The sequence below is a fragment of the Emticicia sp. MM genome (genome assembly GCF_001649495.1).
This window is the reverse complement of the sequence record NZ_LXHX01000108.1, coordinates 120,380-146,270: the sequence shown is the minus strand read 5'-3', so window position 1 is coordinate 146,270 and position 25,891 is coordinate 120,380. Positions and strand designations below refer to the sequence as shown.

Annotated in this window: 18 protein-coding genes and 1 pseudogene; 15 read left to right on the top strand and 4 right to left on the bottom strand. The window is 37.6% G+C overall.

The annotated features are described in order from the left end of the window. From A6M55_RS17335 to A6M55_RS14120, 3 genes and pseudogenes are all read right to left on the bottom strand, one after another. Positions 1 to 318, bottom strand: a pseudogene (locus tag A6M55_RS17335) (hypothetical protein); the annotation flags it as partial. A 944-nt stretch (positions 319 to 1,262) separates the two neighbouring features. After that, positions 1,263 to 3,677 (bottom strand): TonB-dependent receptor, encoded by a 2,415-nt coding sequence (locus A6M55_RS14125; protein WP_064198237.1) that lies wholly within the window; start codon positions 3,675 to 3,677, stop codon positions 1,263 to 1,265. Between the two features lie 342 nt (positions 3,678 to 4,019). Next, positions 4,020 to 5,186, bottom strand: coding sequence for a LacI family DNA-binding transcriptional regulator (locus tag A6M55_RS14120; RefSeq protein WP_064198236.1), 1,167 nt, complete (start codon positions 5,184 to 5,186; stop codon positions 4,020 to 4,022). Positions 5,187 to 5,491: 305 nt separating this feature from the next. Here A6M55_RS14120 and A6M55_RS14115 point away from each other — a divergent pair, with 305 nt between their 5' ends. The 15 genes from A6M55_RS14115 (at position 5,492) to A6M55_RS14045 (ending at position 23,640) form a co-directional block, all read left to right on the top strand. Continuing rightward, positions 5,492 to 8,641, top strand: a complete 3,150-nt coding sequence (locus A6M55_RS14115; protein WP_119364497.1) for a SusC/RagA family TonB-linked outer membrane protein — start codon at positions 5,492 to 5,494, stop codon at positions 8,639 to 8,641. Between the two features lie 18 nt (positions 8,642 to 8,659). Next, a complete protein-coding gene (locus A6M55_RS14110) occupies positions 8,660 to 10,213 on the top strand; it encodes a SusD/RagB family nutrient-binding outer membrane lipoprotein (protein WP_064198235.1) in 1,554 nt (517 codons plus the stop codon). Between the two features lie 78 nt (positions 10,214 to 10,291). Then, positions 10,292 to 11,233 (top strand): bile acid:sodium symporter family protein, encoded by a 942-nt coding sequence (locus A6M55_RS14105; RefSeq protein WP_064198234.1) that lies wholly within the window; start codon positions 10,292 to 10,294, stop codon positions 11,231 to 11,233. Between the two features lie 37 nt (positions 11,234 to 11,270). Next, entirely contained in the window at positions 11,271 to 12,218 is a 948-nt protein-coding gene (locus tag A6M55_RS14100) for an RraA family protein (protein ID WP_064198233.1), read from the top strand. A 219-nt stretch (positions 12,219 to 12,437) separates the two neighbouring features. Further along, positions 12,438 to 13,712: a mandelate racemase/muconate lactonizing enzyme family protein gene (locus A6M55_RS14095; RefSeq protein WP_197491713.1), complete on the top strand. Its 1,275-nt coding sequence runs from the start codon at positions 12,438 to 12,440 to the stop codon at positions 13,710 to 13,712. Between the two features lie 69 nt (positions 13,713 to 13,781). Further along, entirely contained in the window at positions 13,782 to 14,612 is an 831-nt protein-coding gene (locus A6M55_RS14090) for a fumarylacetoacetate hydrolase family protein (protein WP_064198232.1), read from the top strand. Positions 14,613 to 15,172: 560 nt separating this feature from the next. Next, a complete protein-coding gene (locus A6M55_RS14085; RefSeq protein WP_064198231.1) occupies positions 15,173 to 16,276 on the top strand; it encodes an endo-1,4-beta-xylanase in 1,104 nt (367 codons plus the stop codon). Positions 16,277 to 16,323: 47 nt separating this feature from the next. Next, complete coding sequence (locus tag A6M55_RS14080) at positions 16,324 to 16,665, top strand: hypothetical protein (RefSeq protein ID WP_064198230.1); 342 nt, start codon at positions 16,324 to 16,326, stop codon at positions 16,663 to 16,665. Between the two features lie 134 nt (positions 16,666 to 16,799). Next, positions 16,800 to 17,549 carry a hypothetical protein gene (locus A6M55_RS14075; protein ID WP_064198229.1) on the top strand — a complete coding sequence of 250 codons (750 nt, stop codon included), beginning with the start codon at positions 16,800 to 16,802 and terminating at the stop codon, positions 17,547 to 17,549. A gap of 54 nt (positions 17,550 to 17,603) precedes the next feature. Continuing rightward, entirely contained in the window at positions 17,604 to 19,034 is a 1,431-nt protein-coding gene (locus tag A6M55_RS14070; protein WP_064198228.1) for a family 43 glycosylhydrolase, read from the top strand. Between the two features lie 152 nt (positions 19,035 to 19,186). Further along, complete coding sequence (locus tag A6M55_RS14065; protein WP_064198227.1) at positions 19,187 to 19,921, top strand: hypothetical protein; 735 nt, start codon at positions 19,187 to 19,189, stop codon at positions 19,919 to 19,921. Positions 19,922 to 19,970: 49 nt separating this feature from the next. Then, a complete protein-coding gene (locus A6M55_RS14060) occupies positions 19,971 to 21,422 on the top strand; it encodes an arabinan endo-1,5-alpha-L-arabinosidase (protein WP_064198226.1) in 1,452 nt (483 codons plus the stop codon). 87 nt (positions 21,423 to 21,509) lie between these two features. Continuing rightward, a complete protein-coding gene (locus A6M55_RS14055) occupies positions 21,510 to 22,931 on the top strand; it encodes a CotH kinase family protein (RefSeq protein ID WP_064198225.1) in 1,422 nt (473 codons plus the stop codon). Between the two features lie 34 nt (positions 22,932 to 22,965). Continuing rightward, complete coding sequence (locus A6M55_RS14050) at positions 22,966 to 23,304, top strand: YrdB family protein (protein WP_064198224.1); 339 nt, start codon at positions 22,966 to 22,968, stop codon at positions 23,302 to 23,304. Positions 23,305 to 23,337: 33 nt separating this feature from the next. After that, the gene (locus A6M55_RS14045) at positions 23,338 to 23,640 is read left to right on the top strand and encodes a hypothetical protein (protein ID WP_064198223.1); all 303 of its coding nucleotides are present in this window, start codon (positions 23,338 to 23,340) and stop codon (positions 23,638 to 23,640) included. Positions 23,641 to 23,670: 30 nt separating this feature from the next. Here A6M55_RS14045 and A6M55_RS14040 read toward each other — a convergent pair whose 3' ends face one another. Then, complete coding sequence (locus tag A6M55_RS14040) at positions 23,671 to 25,821, bottom strand: hypothetical protein (RefSeq protein ID WP_064198222.1); 2,151 nt, start codon at positions 25,819 to 25,821, stop codon at positions 23,671 to 23,673. Between the last annotated feature and the right edge of the window lie 70 nt (positions 25,822 to 25,891).

Below are 25,891 nucleotides of genomic sequence, written 5' to 3'. Positions count from 1 at the left end.
GTTTGCATTGGTAAGTCCTAAATATGTAATGACCGCACTCGAAGAAAGCGTCTGACCTGTTATATTCGTTAAAGCAAAGTTTTGTTGACTTCCTGCGGTATTAGGCCAAGTTCTTGCTGCATACGAAAGCTGAATTACGTTGGCGTTTCCAGTCTGTCCAGTTGCTCCTGCTGGACCCGCTGGACCTGCCGCACCAGTTGGTCCTGCTGGACCCGCTGGGCCAACTGCACCGTCTTTTCCTGTGCAACCTGTGAAAAATAAACTACTACACACTACAAATGCTGAGAAAATTACTGAGAGAAAAGGTGTTTTTTGCATGGTTGTTGCGTAGCTCCGCCGAGTATTTTATTGTTTGAGTTTGATTATGAAGTAAAGTTAGATTGACTGGCAAAAGCCTCAAAATTTCTGGGATAGAACGCAGATTTTAGGGATGAAAAGAGTAAAGACTACTAATTCGTGAAAGTTTTACTTGATTTTGAATAATTTCAAACGTCCAATTTTAAAATTTATTAATGCACAAAGTTTGTAAATTTATATTCATGATTGATGGCTTAGAAGTCAATCAATTACGTTGAAATATTACTCGCCATCCGAACTTTTGAATCATAAGTGATAGTAATATTTCCGAAGGTTATAGACCAGTTGACCAAATCCAGATGTAGCAGTGAAGACTAAAATTGAAACCACTAATTTAATCATCAAGTTCATGATTCATCTTCATAAATAATGCGTGCATATACAAGATAACCTTTCTCTAAAAACCTTAGAGTAGTGTAAAAAGTAGGCTATAGAGTTGAAACAGAAATCAGTTTTTAGTGTCCTGTTTTTTGAAAATGTAAATCTATTTTCACAAGAAACAACATCAAAATTTGTGGGATACAACCTTGTTTTTAGGGATAGACAATATCTCGGGGAATGATTTGTAATAGAGTACAACGAATCAATAGAATATAAAAATAAAAATCCCAACACAAACGGCTGGGACTTTATAGTTCTAACAACAAACTGTATGGGTCACATACAGGAAAATCTTTAATGTCTTGTGCTATTGATGCGTGTTTTGCTGATTTCGGTTATGAATTATAACCTAAAACTAACGAAGCGAAAAATTGTTTACAATTTCTGTGAAGAAAAGTAAATACGCTTTTTATATTTCATAATTATGTTTCTAAACGCAAATATAAAGCACAATATTATTCATGTCAAAAACATATTTTTTCATTTACACAAAAGGATTTTTTATTGGATAAATGGCAAGGCTATTAGCCTTTTATTCTTCTCAATTCATCTTCCGAGCCTGAACGTCGGCTGCGGGCTTCCTTGATTTCTTTGCTACCAAAACGATAATTGAAGGTTACTCTCAGTAATCGACCTTCAAACTTAAATCTCAAATTCGTAGCAATCCCCGCATACTCTGAATGATGCCCTCCACGAGCGGTATTCAGCACATCGCTAAATACAACTTTCAATGTAGCATTATCTTTTAAAAACTTCTTTTGAACACCAGCGTCAAGCATACCCATTGCTGAATTATAGTCGATGCGTCGATAAGGCGAATTATACCAACCCGAAAGCTCAAACGTCCAGTTATTTTTTAGTTTAAAAGTACTTTGCCCATTTCCGTTCAAGGCAGTCGTTCGATTATTAATAATCAGCCCATTATCTAACTTTGCTCGCCATAAATTATGAAATCCATTTACATTGATGTTGAGTTCCCACCATTTGGTGAGCTGTGTATTAAAACTCAAATCCAGATTATATCCTTCCGAATAATCAAGGTTTTCGGAAATAAAATAGGTCCTACTTTCATCATACGGAATTCGTAAACCCACAACTGGATATTTTGTACGCCAATAGCCAAATGAGCTTGTAAGTTTTCCTTTATAAATATGCGTTATTTTGAAATTATTGGCATATTCGGGGTGAAGAAATGGGTTTCCTTTTGAGTAAACCAGTTCATCAATGCGGTATTCAAACGGATTGAGGTTTTGATAACTCGGGCGATTGATTCGACGACTATAATTGAGATTAAACGAATGATTATCTGTGGCTTTATAAGAAATTGCTCCACTCGGAAAAAGATTCAAATACGTAGTATCTACTTTGTCTAAATCATTCTGCTTGAAACTCGTCAGCTTACCCAACGACTGGGTATTTTCGGCACGTAAACCCGCCTGAATATTCCATTTTTTGCCCAGCGATTTATTATAATTGAAGTAAGCAGCATATATTCGTTCGGTGTATCTAAATTGATTACTACGGTCAATATCTCTGATTTCTTCGTTCTGAATTTTGGTAAAAAAATCGAAAGTATTATCAGAAGTGACATCTGATAATTTTACACCATAGGCCAATTTCCCTTTCTTAAAAGGTTGCTCATAATCAATCTTGGCCGATTTAATAATAATATCAATTGGTGTTTTAGTTACATAGTTTCGCTCAAAGGAAGGCCTATCGCTATTAACAAAAGTATATCTATTGGGCTGATAACTAATGCCTCGTGAATTAAAAACACCATAATCGACATCGAAATTCAGCTCGTGGCCAGTAGTATCGGCATAACGATAATTGAGATTAAAATTTAGATTTTTATTCTTCTCAGGGTTCGATGTTTGTGAATATAAAATAGCAGAATCTGGCACACTTGCATACCTACGCCCTATCAAAGTTTCACTTTCACCACCGCCGTTGTGGTTGCTCATACGAGCATTCAAATTAAAACCTATGGTATTCTTGGTATTGATAAAGTAGTCTGCTCCTGCTTTCAAATTGCTCGAAGTATCACGCCAAAGCCCTCGCCAAGTTTTGTTATACATGATATTATTCAAAATTTGGTCGTCGAGCGTTCGGTTATGCCAAGCACCTTGATTATAGCTATACGTACCAAAAAGATTTACTTTTTTATCTCGATGATTAAGGCTCAGTGAAGAGTTATATTTTGGTGAAATTCCGAACAAGCCACCCAAGCTAATATTTCCATTTGTTCCAAGTTTTCGATTTTTCTTTAAGCGAATATTAATAATGCCCAAATCTCCAGCGGCATCATATTTTGCTGATGGATTTGTGATAATTTCGATGGCTTCAATATCGGCCGAATTCATACTTTTTAATGTAGAAGCCAAGTCCCTCCCACTCATCGGCGACGGGCGACCATCAATGTAGATGCGTACACCAGTTTTTCCTTTCACTAAGATATTTTCGTCTTTATCGACCTGCACACCTGGCGATTTTCGCATCAATTCTAAGGCATTTGTTCCAGTAGAGCTAATACTACTCTCGACATTGAATATGACTCTATCTTCTTTTACCTCAATCAAAGGCTTGGAAGCTACTACTTTTACCTCTTTTAATTGTTGTGTATCGGCAGTCAGTACAAAAGGATTAAATTCAATATCAGTATCAACTACTTCAAAAGTAGGCGAAGCAAAAGCTCGAAATCCTACGGCAGAAATTTTTATAAAATACTTGCCTTTTACCACCCCATTGATTTTGAAACCACCATTTTCGTCGGCAATATCAGCCTTAAAAAGTGTAGAATCTATCGCATTATGAAGCGAAATGGTAGCAAACGAAACAGCTTCATTTTGCTGGGTTTTGGCTGTGCCTTTTACGGTATAGGTCTGAGCAAAGACATAGCTCGATAGGCTCGTGAGTAACACGAGTAATAGATTTTTCATAAGTAAATTGTTATAGCTTTTTCATAAAATGTTATAGGGTGCAAATACACGTTCATGACCCGTGACTGCTCATCAAGTTGTGCTGCTTCGCTTATTTTATTGTGAATACTTTACTCTTCGAAAAAGGTTACACAAAAAACTTTAGAAGCATAGAATTTAATATACGAAATATTTCGTAGCAAAGATAAAGCTAAATATTTTTTGAATACAAATTTTATTACGAAAGATTTCGTAATAAAATTTGTATGTATAACAAAGAAGTTAAAATAGGTCGTTTTATTGAAAAATAGAACTTAAACTATAAATAGAAATTATTGTGGATTCTATTGTACTCCCAAAGTTTTAATCTACTTCAGAACAATCTTTTTTGGAAGAATTTCTAATGATTAATTCTCCTTGAATAGATTGAGTATAGGGCAGAAAATCTTCTCTTTTATTAATGTTATCTATCAACATCTTGATAGATGCTTCGCCTACTTTGGTAGGGAAATGATTAAAAACGGTAAGTGATGGCTCGAATAATTCGGCAAGCGAATCGTCTCCAAAGCCAACAAAAGCGATTTCTTCTGGAATTTTTATTTTCCTTTTTTTTGCCTCAACCATCATTTCTATTGCATTTCTTGATAACATCGTAAAAATGCCATCAGGTGGATGCGGAAGGCTCATGAAATAATCAAACACTCGACCACCATCATTTTTGTTCATTTCCGAATACACAATATAATCCTTGATAAGTTCGATTCCGTGTTTTTCAAGAGCAGCCTTATAACCAGCAAGCCTAATTTGCGAAATATAGAACTTTTCAGGGCCAAGCATTATGCCTATTTTTCTGCAACCTTGTTCAATTAAATGTTCTACTAAATCAAAGCTGCCTTTAAAATCTTCGTGTATAACTTTAGCAGTATCAATCTCGTTGCAAACCCTATCAAAATTCACAATGGCAATACCTTTATTAATCACGTGCTTTATATGCTCAAAAGAATTTGTTTCTTTGGCATGGCTCAATAATATCCCATCTACTCGGCAAGCAATTAAGGTTTCGGTATTTAAAACTTCAATTTCGGCTGATTCGCTCGAATGACAAACAATGATTCGATACCCACTTTCAAGTGCTACTTGTTGCATTCTAGCCAGTGCTGTTGCAAAAAAAGGCAACTCAACATTCGGAATCACGACACCAATCGTATTTGTTTTTCCTTTATTGAGACTCTGGGCTAATAGATTAGGTTTGTAGTCCAACGTAATAGCAGCTTCCAATACTGTTTTTCTGGTAAGTTGACTAATATCCGATTTATCATTCAAGGCTCTTGAAACAGTCGCAACCGAAATCCCGAGATGTTTCGCCAAATCGACTATCGTGACCTGCCCGCTTTTTTTGATAGGCTTACTACTTTCTATATCTAACACAAAATTAAAATCGCATTGTTTGCAATAAAATCTTTGGTTTCCTCTCAGAAAACCAGATTTTATTACTTCATCAACCGAATTACATTTGATACATCGCTGCATAATTGCTATTGTATTTTTTCAAGAAATTGTGTCACTTTTTTCAAATTACAAAAAAAGCATAACCTTCTCGTTTTTTTTTAACTATAATTTTTTTTTAGAAAAATAGGCTTCACAAAAACACAAAATATCATACATCTAAAACGTTTACGATATTTCGTGTTTAAATATTAGTGTCAGTTTGACACCTTTTATTTGGAAATCAAAATCCTGCGAATAGTTTCGATAAAGTATTCAATCCAAATTTAGTCAATTTTTAGTATTTCAACTCTATTAAATTGTATTTTTCAAACAAACCCTCTATTAAAATGGAACAAAATTACCAATCAAAAGACATGAAATCGTGGCTTAGACTGATGGCTCTATTGTTATGTCTGAGTCCACTAAGCATTTTTGCCCAGACCAAACAAATCAATGGACAGGTAACAAGCAGTACCAACAAAGACCCAATGCCTGGGGTTGGTATCACCGTAAAAGGCACTACACGTGGCACTACGACCGATGCTTCAGGTAAATTTAAGATTGAAGCCGCCAGCACAGAAACCTTAGTTTTTAGCTTTATTGGTTTTATTTCTCAAGAAGTAAAAGTGGGCAATATTTCCAACTTAGATGTAAACTTAGTTGAAGACACTCAAAATCTGGAAGAGGTTATCGTTACGGCGTTGGGTATCAAGAAAGAATCTAAAAAATTAGGTTATTCGGCCGAATCGGTCAAAGTAAATGAGATTCAACAAAATCGAACGGTAAACATAATGACATCGCTCGAAGGTAAAATTGCGGGTTTAGATATTACCCCCCCATCATCGGGTGCAGGTTCGAGTACCAAAATACGTTTAAGAGGACAATCGGCTTTTGCTGGTGCAAATAATTCGCCACTTATCGTAATCAATGGCTTACCAATGGACCAAGGAGCACGTGGTGCGAATGGAAATGCCTCGATAGATTTGGGTGATAATATGCAACAGTTTAACCCCGATGATGTTGAGAGCATGACCGTACTGAAAGGGGCAACGGCAGCAGCCATATATGGTTCACGAGCAGCCAATGGTGCAATCATCATTACGACCAAAAACGGGAATAAAAATACAGGCATTGGCGTGGAATATTCGGCCAATTATTCTTCTGATGAAGTACTTGATTTTACTGATTTTCAGTACGAATATGGGCAAGGGCAAGCAGGAGTTCGACCAACTACACAAGGGCAGGCAATCACAACAGGACAGTTTGGTTGGGGAGCTAAGTATGATGGACAGCCAACTATTCAGTTTGATGGTGTTTCAAGACCATACCTTCCTGCGAAGAATCGCATAAAAGATTTTTATAGAAATGGTAGTGCATTTACTAATACAATTGCTCTTTCGGGTGGAAATGCAACGGGCAGTTTCAGGGCATCGTTTTCAAATCAGGATGCCTTAGGTATTTCGCCGAACAATAACTATCATAAAAAAATATTTAATGCGGGTATTAATCAAAGCATTAGTAAAAACCTATCAATGACTTTCAATATTAACTACACCAACGAAATCAATAATAATCCACCACAAGTGGGTGTTCAAGGTGTAGGCACGCCTAATTTTCTTTATAGATTATCAAATTCAATAGGACTTGATGTTTTGCAAGAAAAAGCAGTAGCCGATAACGGAACTGAAAGACAAACATCTGGCTTTCAAACTACACTGATAAATCCATATTATATCATGGATCGCCAATTTATCAAAAACAAAAGAGACCGCTTTTTGAGTACAGCAACTGTTAAGTATGATATCTTGAAGTGGTTGTATATTCAAGGCCGTGTTAATATGGACTATGGAGTTACGTTTTTAGAACAAAATTTACCAACGGGTGTGGGTACTTCGACACTATTGAATCAGGCAGGAACTGGCTACAATGGTACTTATGGCGTAAATTCAAGCACTGGCCGCCAGATGAATATGGATTTTTTGCTTGCAGGAAACAAAGAATTGGGTAATTTTTCAATTGATGCAAGTTTCGGAGGCAATATTTTCACGAATCGTAATCGTACTTTCGACCAAAGCGTGACAGACTTTACCGTGAAAGACCTCTATTCTATCGAAAATGGTATCACAAAATCTCAAACGTATGGCGTATATAACGAACAAGTAAATTCGCTCTATGGATTGGCCGAATTAGGTTACAAAGACTTAGTTTATTTAAACCTGACTGGTCGTAAAGATTGGTTTTCGGTGCTAAATCCTCAAAATAATAGTTCATTTTACCCGTCGGTGAGTGGTAGTTTTATATTCTCCGAATTACTCCGTGATGTCTCGTGGCTCGACTATGGTAAACTGAGAGGTTCGTATGCCGATGTAGGTAGCTCAAATGGTATCAATGCCTTTAGTGGATTATTGACTTACGGTATTCTTCAAAATCCATTCAATGGTTATCCGTTGGGAAATATCAATAATACAAATAGTCCGAACCCTTTGCTTCGCCCATTTAGTGTTAGTGAAAAAGAAATTGGTATCGAATTAAAAATGTTTAAGAGCAGAGTCAATCTTGATGTAGCTTACTATGATAAACAAACAAGAGACCAAATCTTGACAGTAGTTGTATCAAATGCTTCGGGTTATAACGGCACACCGTTGAATCTCGGTTCGTTACAAAACAGAGGTTTTGAATTTATGCTTGATGTTGTTCCCGTGAAAACCTCAAACTTTATGTGGAAAGCATCATTTAATACGGCCATCAACAATACAAAAGTTTTATCGCTTGCTCCAAATACCAATCGACTTGTTGTGACATCTTTTGGTGGGAATGAATTTCTTGGAAGTTTGGTATATGAAGTTGGTCAACCACTTAACCAGCTTGCTGCTAAAACTTATCGCCGAAATGCTAACGGTGATATTTTAGTAGGAACAAACGGACGTCTCCTTGCCAGTGAAGGGGCCGATGTTCTTTTTGGCAGTGCATTACCTAAGTTTATTGGTGGTTGGAATAACACTTTTAGCTATAAAAACCTTAGTTTATTAGTACATATCGACTACAAAGCTGGTGGAAAAGTACTCTCTTCAACGGCACTCAACGGTCTAAGACAAGGGCACACGAAGGCATCTCTTGTTGGTCGTGAAGGTGGAGTTTTATTCCCAGGTGTTTATGCAAATGGCGAAAAAAATACGGTTAAAGTTGACCCTCAACTATTCTACACCGATTATAGAAATCTACAAATTGCCGACCCATTCTTATTCAAATCTGATTTCATAAAATTAAGAAACATTACGCTCAACTACGACGCAACCAGATTTTTGAGTTCAAAAGTAAAATTTATCAAAGGTTTGACGCTCTCGGCTTCGTGTAGAAATGTACTTATCATCAAAAAATACATTGATGATTTAGACCCAGAATCGTTTGCTTCTTCGGGCGATTCGAGAGTTGGTTATGAGCAAACTTCTCTTCCTACCACTCGTACTTACGGTATTAATCTTAATGTGAAATTCTAAAAATTGAAAGTTAATCCAATGAAAAAATTAATCTATATATCAAGCATTTTCTTTGCATCCTTTGCCATTTCATCGTGCGATGATGGGTTTGAAGAAATTAATACAAACCCTTATGCCCTCACAAAAATAGATGCAGCCCTGTTATTTACAAACGCTCAACGCACCACAGATGGCGGCTTTTGGGAAGGCGAACAGACGGTTGTTCAACAATTTGTGAATGCCTACAATACAGGTGCTACGGCTGGTTTTAATTTTAATGAAGACAACGATAATTTTAATGCTCCTCGTTGGAATAATAGCTACCCTGGCCCAATAAAGTTACTCGAACAAATCATTAGTTTGACCAAAGCCGATGCTACTAAAAGTAATTTATATAATATGTCACGTATCTGGAAATCATATATATTTATGACTCTCGTAGATACTTATGGGGATGTTCCTTATAGTCAAGCGGGTAAGGCTTATCTCGATGCAGTTTTTTATCCTAAGTACGATGAAGATAAAGTTATATACGAAGACATCTATAACGAAATAAAGGCGGCAACAGCTGCTCTTGACGCCTCGAAAGGTGCTGTGAAAGAAGATTTGTTTTTCGGAAAACTTGCCGCAACTGAACAAATAGATAAATGGAAAAAACTCGGCAATTCGCTCCTTCTAAGAATCGGAATGAGATATTCTAAAATTGACCAGAACAAGGCGAAAACTATTGTTCAGGAAGCATTCAGAGCGGGAGTTATTCAAACCAATTCCGACAATGCTTACATTGTTTATAATGCCATTTATAATAATCCGCTAAATGCTGGCCCAAGAGGCACAAACCCCTATTTCTATTACTTGGCTGAGCCATTTGTTGAGCAACTCAAAACAACCAATGACCCTCGTATGAAATACATTTCGGCCAAATATACCGACCCAAATCAAGTTTTAGCCCTTGTACCCGATACTGCGGCAGTTAAACAATTCGGTTTTCCTGTCGGGTACGACCAAACAAGTGTACTGAAAGTAACAGGTTATCGTGGAACAGCAGGTACTGGACAAAATTATTCACAACTCAATTACTCAGTATTTGGTAGTGCCACAGCCCCAGTATTCTATGTGACAAATGCTCAAACAAAATTATTATTGGCTGAGGCAGCCCAACGAGGTTGGTTAGCAGGCTTAACAAATGCCCAAACAGCGAAAGAATATTACGAAGCTGGTATCAGTGCTTCGATGGACGAATACTCGTTGTATCCAAATGTATCAAGTCCTGCTGTTTCCTCTGCTTTAAAAAATGGTTATTTATCAAATGTAAAAGTTAAGTACGATGAAAGTAAAGCCCTCGAACTTATCAATACACAATACTGGATTGCTTCATTGGGTAATGGTGCAGAGTCTTTCGCCAATTTTAGAAGAAGCGGATTCCCCGTATTAAGCCCCAATAAGTATAATAATAACCTACAAGGTGGATTTACTCGACGTTTTGCTTACCCTAACGATGAATCTTCAAGAAATAACGAGAATTATCAGAAAGCTGTTGGCAGAATGGGAGCCGATAATCTCACAACCAGAGTTTTCTGGGATAAACAATAGCGTCAATTAATTTCTAAAAAGTGGGGTTAAGGATTTTCATCTTTAGCCCCATATTAGTCAATTTTCAATACAATTCTGATGAAATTAAAAGATTATTGGTACACACTAAGTATTATACTACTCGTAATTATAGGCTATCATTTCCCTGAAACATTTAGTACGGTTTTCGGCGTAAAACTCAATACATTTATCAAACCCGTTTTACAGATAATTATGCTCGGCATGGGAGCAACCATGACCGTAGAAGATTTTGCAGAAGTCTTCAAATCTCCTAAAAAGGTAATCATTGGATTAGTTTGTCAATTTACAATTATGCCTTTTTTGGGCTTGGGTTTATCAAAAGTATTTGATTTCCCGCCTGAAATAGCAGCTGGTGTAATTTTGATTGGTAGTAGTCCAAGCGGGTTGGCATCAAACGTAATGGCACTCATGGCCAAAGCAAATGTGGCACTGTCTATCACAATTACTACTTTAGCAACACTCATTGCTCCTTTGATGACCCCTTTTTTGATGAAAATCCTTGGTGGCGGACTCATCGAAGTAGAATTTTTAAAAATGTTTTGGGACATGGCACAAATGGTACTTTTACCCATTTTCGTAGGTTTAGCTATCAATAAAATTGCCCCAAATTTAGTTGCCAAATTCAATAAAATTTTACCAGTGTTTTCGATGCTTGGTATTGCCTACATTATTTTAATAGTAACGGCAAGCGGTGCAACAGCACTCAAAACTGTTGGATTTTTGCTAATCTTGGTGGTCTTTATTCACAATATTTTTGGTTATTCGCTTGGATACATTTTTGCAAAACTATTAAAACTAAACGAGCAAGATGCACGGGCGGTATCGCTCGAAGTTGGAATGCAAAATGCAGGACTTGCTTCAGCACTTGCCAACGAAATGGGAAAAATTGCCACGGCAGGTCTGGCCCCAGCGATTTTTGGCCCAGTAATGAACATCACGGGTTCGATGTTGGCCAATTTTTGGAGTAAAAAACAACCGAAAAAACTTATCGAAAATTAAAATCTCAACTCTTTATATTAACCCCAATCTCAAAACTATGAAAAAAAGTTTTTTAGCAATCTTATTGTTATTTGGTGTTTATCAGCTCAATGCTCAACAAATATCAAAAGATTATTTACTTCATCTGACTCGTGAATGGAAGGGTGAGCGTTTTGCCGATGGCCGCCCAAAAGTATCAGATGCGATTCTGAATCGTATGAAAAAAGTTACTCACGAAGAAGCTTGGGCAGTATTGCGAAATAAAAACTATCGTCATCAATATGTAGGTAATTGGCAAACCATTAACCCAGATAGCATTTTGGTTGGACGTGCCGTAACTGCCATTTTTATGCCAGGCCGACCAGATATTCAAATTGCCATTGACGAAAAAGGCACAAAGCAAGACGGCCGTTTGAAAGCTCAAAACACTTGGGTAATTGAAACTCTCGTAAAAAGAGATGTGTATGTTGTTGACCAGTTCAATGCTTACGAAGATGGCCCAACCATCGGCGATAATCTCGGAAATGCTATTTTTAATCGCACAGGAAACGGCATCGTTTACGAAGGTGCAATCAGAGATATAAGTGGCTTAAAAGAAATTGGTGGATTTACCTCATTTTTCAGAAGTTATCATCCAAGTCACCATTTAAATTCACCAACTCAACCTGGTGGACTGAATACAACTTTAGTTGGAATCAATCAACCAACCAAAATTGGTGATGCAACCTGTATGCCAGGCGATGTAGTACTTGGGCGTGATGGTGGCGTAATCTTTATTCCGCCTCATTTGGCCGAAGATGTAGTAAAATCATCAGAAGTAGTTCGTTTGAGAGATAAATTCAGCCATCAACGTCTGAAAGAAGGAAAATATACCACTGGTCAGATTGATACTCGTTGGTCGGCAGATATTGAAAAAGATTTTTCTCAATGGCTCAAAGAACACATCAACGAATTGCCTGTTGCTCCCGAACAAATCCAAGAAATCTTGAAAGAAAGAACTTGGTAAATAATGAGACAAACGATTTTAGACAGAAGACAAGAGAGAAACATTGATAAAAGAGGCATTTTTTGATAATTTTTAAACAACCAAACGTCATATAAACCCCTTTCTATCAATCATTTAAATCTTTTTTGCTTTATATCTATTGTGTTTTGTCTAAATAAAAATCAATCATTGCACATAATTAACTCAACCCGAGGAAAGACCTCACAAAAAATAACCAAAGTGAATAGAAGAAATTTTTTCCAAAAAGCGGCCGTTAGCTCTGCATTTGCGGCCAGTTCGTTTTCATCATTCGGCAACGAATATGTAAAAGCAGTTGATAAAGCACCAAAAAGTTCTGCACCATCCGATTTAAAAATTACTGATTTAAAAGCTGGTTATATTCGTGGTGGACATAGCTTATTCGTAAAAATATATACTAATCAAGACATCATTGGGCACGGAGAAGGTGTAGATGCAACTCCCGGAACTTATCATCTCGTAAAATCTATGGGGCAACGCTTAAAAGGGCAAAATCCATTGAATGTCAATCGTTTATTTGAGCAGATCCGTAAATCAGGTTTCTTTGAAGGGGCTCAGTCAGGGATGTTTGTAGCCGTACTTACAGCCGTTGAAACCGCCCTTTGGGACATTGCAGGAAAGGCACTTGGTGTACCCGTTTACCAGCTTTTAGGTGGAAAATTCAGAGATTCTATCAGAGTTTACATGGATACGGCACTTTATCAAAATCAACTTCCAAAACCCGAAGATTTCGCCAAAGCCGCACGTGAGGCTGTTGATATGGGCTTCACGGCAGTAAAATTTGACTTAGACCAAGCCAACGACCCCAATAAATACGACCGCTTTAATTGGACTGCAAGTCAGCCTGAACTACAACGTATGTACGACCAAATGGCAGCAGCACGTAAAGAGGTCGGGAATAAAATAGATATTTGTGCCGATATGCACGGTCGATACGATGCCATAACAGGCGAAAGAGCAGCTAAAATTCTTGAACCACTAAATCTAATGTGGCTCGAAGAACCAGTTCCTGCCGAAAATGTTGACGCCTACAAAAAAATAACAGATTCTACTTCAACACCTATTTGTGCGGGAGAAAACCATTATTTGGCTTATGGTTTTCGACCTTTGCTCGAAAAAGGTGCGGTAGATATCATCATGCCTGATTTGCAAAAATGCGGTGGTTTGGGCGAAGGACAACGAATTGCCAATCTCGCAAATCTCTATTATGTTCCGTTTGCTCCACACATGGTGGCTTCGTATTTGGGAGCAATGGCTTGTGCCCATGTGTGTGCATCTGTACCAAACTTTATGATTATGGAATGGCAAATTTACTTCCATAAAGAGCCAATGTATAAAGAAATAGTAAAATTTGAGGGCGAAATGGTTGAGAAAAATGGTTTTATCAAAGTACGTGATGTACCAGGTATTGGCGTAGAAATCAACGAAGAAGGAATGAAAAAATATGCAACTCCTGGAATTCCATTCTTTGAATAATAAAAAAAATAAATCTCATCAAATAGGAAAGAAACTTTCCTATTTGACTCAAAAACAATCAAAATATTAATGAAAATTTACAATACAACCTCAGGACCATTAGTTGAACACAACAACGAATACTATTCATTTAAAGAATTAAGTTTCGATGCACTTGTCAATCAGCCAAATTTATTTCAGTTCTTAAAACAAACCATTGAAACAAAGAATGCTAAACAAAAACCAGATTTAGAAAAAACATTATTAGCTCCAATTGTTTCGCAAGAAGTTTGGGCTTCGGGCGTAACTTATTTGAGAAGTAAAAACGCTCGTATGGAAGAATCGAAAGATGCAGGTGGTGGTGATTTTTATGATAGAGTGTATGATGCAGAGCGTCCAGAAATATTTTTTAAGGCAACCGCTGGCCGAACAGTTGGGCATGGAGAAGGTGTAAAAATTAGACGAGATTCCAAGTGGAACGTTCCCGAACCTGAACTAACACTTTTTGTGAATTCGAGCGGACAAATTGCTGGCTATACCGTTGGCAACGATATGAGTTCACGAGATATTGAAGGCGAAAATCCTTTGTATCTGCCGCAAGCTAAATCGTATGATAAAAGTGCAGCAATCGGACCTTGTATCTTAGTAATGGAAGAACCGATTTCAAAAGAAACCGAAATAAAACTTCAAATTGTGAGAGCTGGAGAAACTGTTTTCGAGCAAGCCACCAAACTCAATCAAATGAAACGAGAGCTTCCCGAACTCGTTGAATATCTTACTTACGAATGTACTTTCAAATTCGGTACTTTTCTAATGACAGGCACAGGAATTGTCCCGCCTGATGACTTTAGTTTGGCCAAAGACGATGTAATAAATATATCGATTGATGGCATTGGGACATTGAGAAATTTCGTTGAATGATTTATCATTAAAAGGTTAGCAGTATCTGCTAACCTTTTTTGTAGCCTTTTTCATGGTTGATTAAAGAGATTTTTTTGTACTATTCTTAGTTTTGAAAAAGTAATAAATTACATTTTTCAAATTTTCAACAAAAGAAAGGTTCTCAAGCACACAAAATAAACATCATAAATTAAGTTTTTCCTTGAGTAATTCACCTATCGGAAACGTACCCGATTGTTTTTAATTTATATTACGTGTCAAAATGACACTTTTTATTTGCTTTTTCAATTTCTACCCTTAGATTCGCTCAATGAATTCAAACACGCATAAATGTATCAATTGAAGTTTCTGTACTGAAAATTGTATTTTTCACATAAAGTTGATACTCCAACAAACAAGCGTACGCAAACCAATGAGCGATCAAAATACAAGTCAAATGATATATTTTGACAGAATAATAATTAGGTTAAAAGTAAAGTTTTGTTTCATGCTCAGTCTAACGTCTGTAATTTATGGACGTTAGATTTTTTCTCAAACTCTAAAAGGTGTCATTTTTAATTTCGAAATAAATAGTAAACCCGATGAAACACATTTCAATTATTACATTAGTCTTAGGAGTAATCTTATTCTCAAACTTCACATTTCAAGCATCAAATGATAATCCAATAGCACTAAAAGATGCCTTCAAAAAAGACTTTTTAATTGGTACAGCTCTCAATAATTCTCAGATTGACGAAAAAGATGCTGCAGTAAACGACCTTATCAAAAAACAATTTAATGCCGCTACGCCAGAGAATATCATGAAATCGGCATTGATTCACCCCAAATGGGATACTTACGACTTCACGATGGCTGATAAATTGGTTGAATATGGCAAAAAAAATAATATCAAAATCAATGGTCATACTTTGATTTGGCATAGTCAACTTCCCAACTTTATCAGAGGAATCAAAAGCAGTGATTCTATTCGTACATTCTTCACTGATCACATCAAAACCGTAGCGGGTCGCTACAAAGGAAAAGTTTTCTCGTGGGATGTAGTAAACGAAGCTCTTAACGAAGATGGTACGCTCCGTAATTCAGTTTTCTTGAAACATCTGGGCGAAGGTTATTTGGCCGATGCGTTTAAGTTAGCACAAGAAGCATCGCCCAATACTGAATTGTATTATAACGATTATAACAATGAGCAACCAGCCAAACGTGCAGGCTGTATTAAGTTAATCAAAAAAATTCAAGAATCAGGTGCAAGAATTGATGGTGTGGGTATTCAAGGACATTGGCATGTAGGCAAAATTCCATTGAAAGATATCGAAGAGAGTATCCTTGAATATTCTGCTTTAGGCTTAAAAGTAATGTTTACCGAATTAGATATTGAAGTACTAAAAAGAGATTTTCAAGGTGCTGATGTTGGTCAAAGAATGGCTAATAGTCCAGAAATGAATCCTTATACCAATGGCTTACCCGAAAATATCCAAAAACAACTTGCTGATGACTACGAAGCCCTATTTAAGTTATTCTTGAAACACAAAGACAAAGTCACAAGAGTAACCTTTTGGGGAGTAAACGATGGAGATAGCTGGTTGAATAACTGGCCAGTACGTGGACGTACAAGTTATCCTTTACTATTCGACAGAAACAATCAACCAAAACCTGCATATTTTAAGGTAGTTGGTCTGAAAAATTAATAAATTTTAAAGCTTTCACCTTTTTTAACCAAAAATCTATTCAAACAATGAAAAAACTATTTGTATTATTCTTCATGCTTTGCGGCATGGCATCATTTGCTCAAACCAATCCGATTGATGGCAATTGGAAAGGAACTCGTGAAACACCAAACGGTACCTTTGAAATCGAATACACATTTAAAGTGGAAGGAGATAAGCTTACAGGTACTTGGAAAACTCAATTTGGTGAAACTAAAATCGAAAACGGTAAAGTAGAAGGAAAGAAATTTTCTTACAGTATCTCGTTCAATGATATGACCATCAGCAATACGGGTGAGCTTATCAATAATGACGAAATCGTTACAAAAAACGAACGTGGCGAGATGAAATTAAAACGAGTTAAACCTTGATAATAAGCCACTTATAAAACAAAAACCTCAAATATGGTTCGATTCATATTTGAGGTTTTTATTTCTGATTCATTTTAAGAAAAATATCATCCAATTTTTCTCTAATTCAACCATAACCTTTACTGACATTTACTATGAACAGAAAAACTAAATCATTTTTGTCAATGATTGTTTTTGTTGCGTTAACAACATTACAAATAAGTGGCATATCTGCTCTTGCACAGGGGCCTCCAAGGCCTTCGCTTCCGCCGATTCCAATTAAAGGAGATACCACCCATTCCCTGACCAGAGATTTCATACTCTCTTCTTTAACACCAAAATCGCCTGATAATAAGGGATTTATACAGCGTTGGCTGGTACTTGAACCAGTTAAGAAAAACATTGCCCGTAATAATATTATTACTGATAGCTATTTAAAAACAACTTTTTCTGCCGATAATTTCTCCAGCGATTACAATACCATTCCCAAAAATGGTTCAACCGTAAAAATAGGCGACCAAGAACTAAAATGGTATGGCTTGGATAGCAAAACGTTTAATTTTAATCTTTTTCATTTCACTTATGCTCTCGATAAACCAAGATACGGCATATTGGTTTGGCTCGTCACGGTCATCAATTGCCCATACGAAATGCAAAACGTAAGAATGACTGCAGGATGTAATTCGGGAAGTATGTGGTGGTTGAATGGTCAGGAAGCCATGACGCTTTCGGGTGACAGAGATATGATTGCCGATAATGTCACTTCTCAACGCCTAACGCTCAAAAAAGGGAAAAATATCATTCGTGGGGCTGTGATTAATGGCCCTGGGATGGCAAATTTCGGTGTTCGATTTATTGATGAAAAGGGTGAACCTATCAAGAACTTCACCATCAGTAACGAATAATCGAATAGGTTCAAAAGTCTAATCATTCATTCTCTTTTACCTAAAAAAAATCCAATGAAAATAGTAACATATACGCTTTTTGCTTTTTTACTTGTGCAAACATCAATGGCACAAATCGGAAAACCATTTATTCATGACCCTTCAACCGTAACCGAATGTGAGGGTAAATACTATACTTTTGGCACAGGTGGCGGAGGACTAATATCAAACGACGGTTGGACATGGCACGGTGGTGGCGTAAGACCTGGTGGCGGAGCGGCTCCAGATGTTATCAAAATTGGAGACCGTTATCTTGTAATCTACGGAGCAACGGGTGGTTCGCCGAATCACAAAGGAATAATTTATACGATGTGGAATAAAACGCTCGACCCAAAATCTCCTGATTTCAAATATTCTGAACCAGTGATAGTAGCAACTTCAGATGGTTATGAAGAATGTGATGCCATCGATCCAGGTGTGCTTTTAGACCCTTCTACGGGGAGACTTTGGCTTAGCTATGGCACTTATTTTGGTTATACTCGTATAGTAGAACTCGACCCCAAAACAGGAGGGCTAAAAAAAGGCAGCAAGCCAGTAAACGTAGCTATTGTATGCGAAGCCAGTGTACCTGTTTATCGTGATGGTTGGTATTATTTGCTTGCCACGCACGGAAGCTGTTGCGATGGTGCAAACTCTACCTACAATGTAGTAGTGGGGCGTTCAAAAGTTATAACTGGTCCCTACATCGACAATGTGGGCAGAAGCATGCTCGAAGGTGGCGGAAAAATGGTAGTTGCTACTCGTGGTGATTTGATAGGCCCAGGTCATTTCGGACATATTATTCTTGAAAAAGGCGTAGAAAAAATGTCAATTCATTACGAAGCAGATTTAGAGCAAGGCGGACGTAGCGTTTTGGGCATTTTGCCAGTAGTTTGGAAAGATGGCTGGCCTGTGGCAGGCGAGAAATTTAAGGAAGGCACTTATGAAATCGAATCAGTAAGAAGGGGTTATGCCTTAGAATTAGCTGTCGATTTTACAAGAATGGCCAATGCCCCACGAGGATTCAACCAACCTAACAATGAACCAATTAAGCCTGTTTCTGCTCAGAAATTAGACGATGTAATCAAGACTTGGCCAACGGGCAATATCAATTTAAGAATTGGCGATTATATGTCTCGTCCGCACCAAAAATGGACAATTACTGATGCTCCAGATTCGACGGGATACTTGGGAGGGCCTTACTATAAAATTGTTTTGGCAGGAACAAACCGAGCTTTAGCTGCCACAGCCGATGCCGAAGTTGTAACCGTTCCCGAATTTACAGGTTCGCCCGAACAACTATGGCGAATCGACCAATTGACTGATGGTTCGTACAGAATTATGCCAAAAGTTATTCCAAATTCTGGTAAAAAATTGGCATTGGTTTCTTCAGGCGATAGCACGCCAACATTAGCCGAATTTGATTTTAGCAGCGATAATTCTAAATGGAATTTTAGGAGTCATTAGCATTATTTCTCACTCAAAAATCAGCTAAAATTATCGAAATATTTAGTAAAAATTTCAGAAACAAAATTGTGTATTATTGACACATTAATTTTTGTTTTCAATTCAAAATTCAGTATCAATTCATTCTATTTCAAAACAATAAAAACAAATCTATGACATTTAATCTCAAACCATTGTTGCTTACAACGGGCGTTGCGATGTTATTGGGTGCAAGTTTGCAAGGCTGTAATTCAGCTAAGCCGAGTACCAATAGCAGTACCGCTAAAACAGATACTTCTCGAAGCCTATCCCCGTATTTTGTAAAAGCCACCAATAAGCTAAAAACACCTGATAATGAGGGCTTTATCCAACGTTGGATGTTGCTCGAACCAATCAATAAACCCAATCGTGGCAATACGGTCTTTACTGATAGTTATTTACGAGAAAACTTTGCGAAAGAATATTTCCCGAATCAATTTACTATCATGCCAAAAGACGGCGAAAAAGTAAAAGCGGGCGAACAAGAGCTTACTTGGCATGCACTGGAGACCAACAATTACAATGTGAAACTTTTCCGCTTTGCTTATGGACTTTATAAACCTGTTTACGGCGTGTTGTTTTGGGGTGTTACGGTAATTGACAGCCCTCGTGAAATGAAAAATGTCCGTTTGGCGGTTGGCTCGAACTCGGCATCTATGTGGTGGTTGAATGGCAAAGAGGCAGCACTACTTTCGGGCGATAGACGTATGGTGATGGACGACGTAGTTTCTGGCCGACTGACGCTCAACAAAGGTCGAAATGTTTTGCGTGGAGCAATCATCAATGGCCCAGGCATGAGCGATTTCTGCGTCAGATTCTTAGACGAAAACGGGCAACCTATCAAAGACCTTTCTATTACTTGTGAGTAATAATTTCTTACTTCACGCTTAAAAACTTGAATTATAACATTAGTTTACTATGAAATTTACGATAAAAAATATTGGCAAATTGGCTCTTACAATCGGATGTTTATCGACCGAAGTAAATGCTCAAATCGGGAAACCATTTATCCATGACCCATCTACGATTATGGAATCTGATGGCAAATATTATACATTTGGTACTCGTGGCGGTGGTTTGGTTTCAGAAGACGGCTGGACTTGGAATGCTGGCGGTGAAAGACCAGGTGGCGGTGCTGCACCCGATGCCTTGAAAATTGGTGACCGTTATTTAGTAGTTTACGGTGCAACAGGTGGCGGATTGAACGGTGGACACAGCGGAAAAATCTTGACGATGTGGAACAAAACACTCGACCCAAAATCGCCTGATTTTAAATATACTGAAGCCATCGTTGTGGCATCTTCTGATGGAAAAGAAGACTGCGATGCTATTGACCCAGGTTTATTACTTGACCCAACCGATGGCAGATTATGGGTTTCTTATGGCACTTACTTTGGGTTCATTCGCTTGATTGAACTTGATCCAAAAACGGGTAAACGTATGGAAGGCAACAAAGAAATAAATATTGCCATCGACTGCGAAGCCACTGCCTTGATGTATCGAGATGGTTGGTATTATTTATTGGGTACGCACGGTACTTGTTGCGACGGTGCAAACTCGACTTATAATATTGTAGTGGGTCGCTCCAAGAAAGTGACTGGCCCTTATCTTGACAATATGGGACGAGACATGCTGAAAGGTGGTGGTAAAATGGTCATGGGTTCAGGTGGCGGTAGAGTAAACGGAGCTGGTCACTTTGGACATTGGAAAATCGATGATGGTGTAGAAAAAATGTCGTTTCACTACGAAGCAGATTTAGACCAGAGCGGTCGCAGCGTTTTGGCGATTCGTCCATTGCTCTGGAAAAACGGCTGGCCCGTAGGTGGTGAGCTTTTCAAAGAAGGAACTTATCAAATAGAGTCAGAACGCCGTGGATATGGACTTGAACTCATTGTAGATTTCACTCGTATGGCTGGTGGTTTTCGTGGACCTCGTGACCCTAACGAACCAATAAAACCTGTAGCATCGCAGGAACTTAAAGATGTTATTGGCACTTGGCCTACGGGCAATATTGGAGTAAGAGCAGGCGATTACATAGCAAGACCGCACCAAAAATGGACAATTTCAGCGGTAGCTGATGGGGGTGGTTACCCAGGTGGACAATATTATAAAATTGTGATTGCTGGAACAGAACGTGCTTTGGCCGCTACGGCAGAAGCAGAATTGATTACCGTTCCGAAGTTTACGGGAGCAGCAGAACAGTTATGGAGAATTGATCAACTGACTGATGGTACATATCGCATCATGCCAAAAGTTGTCCCAAATTCTAATGAAAAACTTGCCTTAATTTCATCGGGTGATAGTACACCCACGTTAGGGAAATTTGATTTTAATAGCGATAATTCTAAATGGAATTTTAAGTTGCCGTAATTAAAGTCGGAGACGTAGGCAAAAACTTACGTCTCCCTCAAAAACCACACAAAAAAACTAATCTATTTTCATTCGTAAAGATTTGCCATGAAAATTTCAACTCTTACCAAACTCTTTTTCCTATCTATCGTAGGATTTTTAATAATAGTTTCTTGCTCGAAAGAAAAATTGGAATATAATTCACCAATACCAATTGTAAAGGATGTTGTGCCAAAAATCACTCCGAAAGGCACGGAGAAATATCTTGCCAAAAACTCCGATTATGTCTATAATCAAGAGGAAGTAAAAACTTATCAGCTGATTTTTAGAGAAACTGATTTATCAAAACTAAACGCCGACCCTACCAAAGAAGAATACGTAGAGGCTGCGTTGGTTTTTGAAGGTGATACGATTAGTCCTGTCGGAATTCGTTATAAAGGTTCAGTTGGTGCTTATTTGAATTGTTTGTCGGGTACAGATTGGTCGAAGCCGTCGGGGTATAAGACTTGCGTGAAACTGAGTATGCAAGTAAAAATCAACTGGGAAGACCGCAAAGAGCGTTTCTACGATTTGAATAAACTCCAATTTCATAGTCAAAACTATGATAAATCACAGCTTCGGGAGCGGTTGGGTTATTGGCTTTTTACTCAGATGGGTGTCCCTGCCCCACGTTCGGTACATGCAAGAGTAGTGGTCAATGGACAACTTTGGGGGCTTTTTGGCCTTACGGAAGAAATTGACAATCGTTTTGCCGAATATTTTTATAAAAATGGCAAGGGCGATATTTATAAAGAAGTTTGGCCACTCAAACCCAACGGAGAGATTCAAACTGACAGGGCATTTATTGATGCTCTAAAAACTAACGAAGAAAAACCAGATGTGAGTCTCTTTAGGGAATTTGGCAGTGCTTTTGCGGCTTCAAATACTATAGCCTCGAAAGATTTGGTTAGAAAATATATGGATGTCAATCAAATTATATCCTATGCTGTGGTCGACAGACTCATCAGACATGACGATGGTCCTTTTCACTGGTATTGTAATGACTTGGCCTCTTGCTATAACCAAAATTACTATTGGTTTGAAGACAAAAAGAACCGAAAAATGCACCTAATTCCGTGGGATTTAGATGGTGCTTTTGAGCATGTGATACGAAATGCTAATACGATAGTGCCGATTGCCGACAAATGGGGCGAAATCTCGAATAATTGTGGTTTAATCAATTTAGGAAACCCAGCTTACAAACAGCGTTCGGCAGCTTGCGATAAACTTACGGCCGCATGGACGGGCTTCAAAACTGAATATACAGATTTAAGAAGACATTTACAGCAAAATATCTTGACCGATGAAAAAACTATCAAACAAATGGATATTTGGGCAAAGCAAATTGAGCCTTTTATTAAAGAAGCTGACGTTTATTATAACACAGGTATCACGAGTGAATTTAATAAAAAAGCAACATCAGAAGCTACTTGGAACTCGGCGGTAAATACACTAAAAAGCCAAGTAAAATTTGCTCGGACACAACAATGATTCTAAGGATATAAAAGAATTATTCAAAAATAATATGCAAATCATTAAAACTATCAATCAAACCGTTGCTTTTTTATTAGAATTAGGCATGCTGACAGCCATGGGTCGTTGGGGATTTTTACAAGGTAAAAGTACGTGGTCGAAATACGGAATCGCAGTGGTTCTTATTCTAACTGCCATATCGCTTTGGGGGTATTTTGCAGCTCCAAAATCGCCCAATCGTTTAAGTTTAGGATATAGAATAATTTTTGAGTTTGTGCTTTTTATGATAGCAACATTTATGCTGCATAAATCAGGGAATACGAATTATTCCATAGCCTTTGGTATTATTGCGGTGGTCAATTTGAGCCTTGAGTATTATTTTGCACAATAAATGGCCATAACATTAATCCATTAAATCTTTTTTATGATACACATTACCCAACTCATTTATATTATCGAAGGTCAAGAATCTATTTTTGATGAATTTGAAAGCGTGGCAATTCCGACCATATCGAAATACAATGGAAGACTACTTTTCAGAGTAAGACCACCGAAAAGTAGCTATATCGAATCTCATATTGAGGAACCCTACGAAATCCATTTGGTGGAATTCGATGCTCACGAAGACTTTCAAAACTTCATGAAAGATGAAGAACGAAAGAAGTTTTTGCATCTTAAAGAGCAATCCATCAAATCATCTTTGCTTTATTTGGGTCAGAAATTATAATAGTAAATCAACTATAACTTATCATTAATTTCACTTGTTAAACACCGTTTTCTTGGCAATTTCAATATCGTTCACCACTGAAGGGCGTAAAATGTGCCAATGAAAACGCAGTGCTTCATTTTGTTCCTTTGTGTTTCCTGCTTGTTCGGTAAAATGCACCAAAGGCATATCGTTATAGATGGGTTTGGTGATAGCAATTACTTCATCCCAAAATTTTAAGGCCGCTTCCAAATGCTTTATTGCCTGTTGTTTGTTCTCTAAATCACCTTTAGTTCGATAAGTTTGTAGATGAACCCCTCCTTTAATTTTTTCAGCATAGTATAGACCTAAATATGCCCAAGTCCGTATATCTGCCACCTCAAACATCAGCGTATTATTGTTTTTGGTATTGATATTTTTTACTAATTCAAGTGCTTTTTTGCAATCGTTTTCGAGGATTTCAGCCAACATCGGTGGTGTTACTTTTCCAGTCTCAACACTTTCATCATTGGCTCTTATTTTTACATAATCGGCAATTGAAACAAAACTTGGTTCGGTAACAGGCTGCTCGATTTGTCGAATAATGTCAATATAACTAACAGTTTTATCTTTTAAGGATAAAAAGCCTTCGCTGTACAAACTAAAATCCCAAGTAAAATCAAAAGACGAAGCAAGTTTGAGTGGTGTTTTACCTGCTAATGAGCTGGCAGTAAGTAAATTCTGGCCATCTTTTCCATATCTGCGAGTAAACTCGGCTTGAAATACTGTATCGGGTGTGCTGGGGTTGTAGAGCAATCTACCCCACAATTTATAAAACAACCACTGACGCTCGAAAGCATATTTCCAATCAACTTTTATGTCAGATTTTGTAAAGTAATCCTTAGCAGGAATATATGTTTCTGAGCCAATAGTATAGCCACCAACATATTCCTGACTGTTTTCTTTGATATGGCTTCTGATAAAATCAGGCACACCCCATCTAAGGCAGAAAAAATCCTCATTTCGAGCCGTCCAAGTAACTTTATAGGTCTGTGGTTTAGGTACGAAATAGGTGTCAAAAAGCTTTCCGCCATGAACTTTCACAAGTGTGGGCGTAGAGTGTGCATGCGACCAATTGTATTTAAAATCTGCCCAAATTGGTTTTTCGATAAAATCCATTGTGCCTTCTTCGTCAATAGCTCTTCGGGTTAGCTTCTCAGTTTCGATGCTGGTGGGTCCAAGTGAACCAACATTACTCGAAAAAGGTATGCGATGAATCAATTTAGACTTTCTACCCGACATTTTCATGCCTTCAATAATGGTTTCTTTCATCCAATCCTCCCGCTGCTGCGGAGTCATTCCTCCCATGCCTTCACCTAAGGTCAGACCAAACCCTGTTAGTTCAGGGTATTCTTGTAATACTTGGGCTACGCTTTCACGGGTATATTTTTTGATGATGCTCGAAGTATCGCCTTTTACAAAAAAGTGGTGGTCCAGATTATCCATGGCCACATTATGAGCTTTGGAAAATTCTGGGCTCACAAATATATTAAAAGGCACCAAATAAGTTTCTATTTCTCGTTCCTTGGCAAGTTGTAAAATACCATGAAAAAGGGTTTGCCATTCTTTCATTTCAGCATCAGAAAAAGGTGAAGCTTCGGGAAAGTTTTTGGAACGAATCATGTACACATACGGGTGCAAATTCCAAAGGCTTAGGATATTAAAGCGATTTTCCACCATCATATCTAAAAATGCTTCCCAATATTTAATGTCTTTACAGGTCTCTTGATGTAAATCTAAGGCATAACTATGGCGATAGGTATCATAAGGTAAATCAAACTTTATTGTACGATAGGGATATTTTGCTTTTTCCTCAAAAGCTTTTATTTTATCTAAACTAACACCGTTTCTGATATTTTCGCAAACAGCCAATGACCCGTAAATCAAGCCACGTACATCGCCCCCAATAATGTTAATGGTGGTTTTGTCAGTTAAAATACCAAAAGATTCAGGTTCATATTTACCTGCATCTATTTTTAAGTTAATCGTAAATTTTGATGGATTATTTTTTAAAATATATCCTTTCTTACTAAGCGTTTTTTCGAGCATACGCATAGAATAGGCATTTTTTGCAGCTTCTGATGAAGCCTCTAATTTAACAGATTGTGAGAAGCCTATGCCATGAAATGTAAAGAATAGAAGTATTAAGCAAAGTTTTTTCATAGACTTGTATTTTTAATTTTCTTTATGGTTGAATATCGAAGTATCGAATGATTTTATCTAAAGTTAGTGA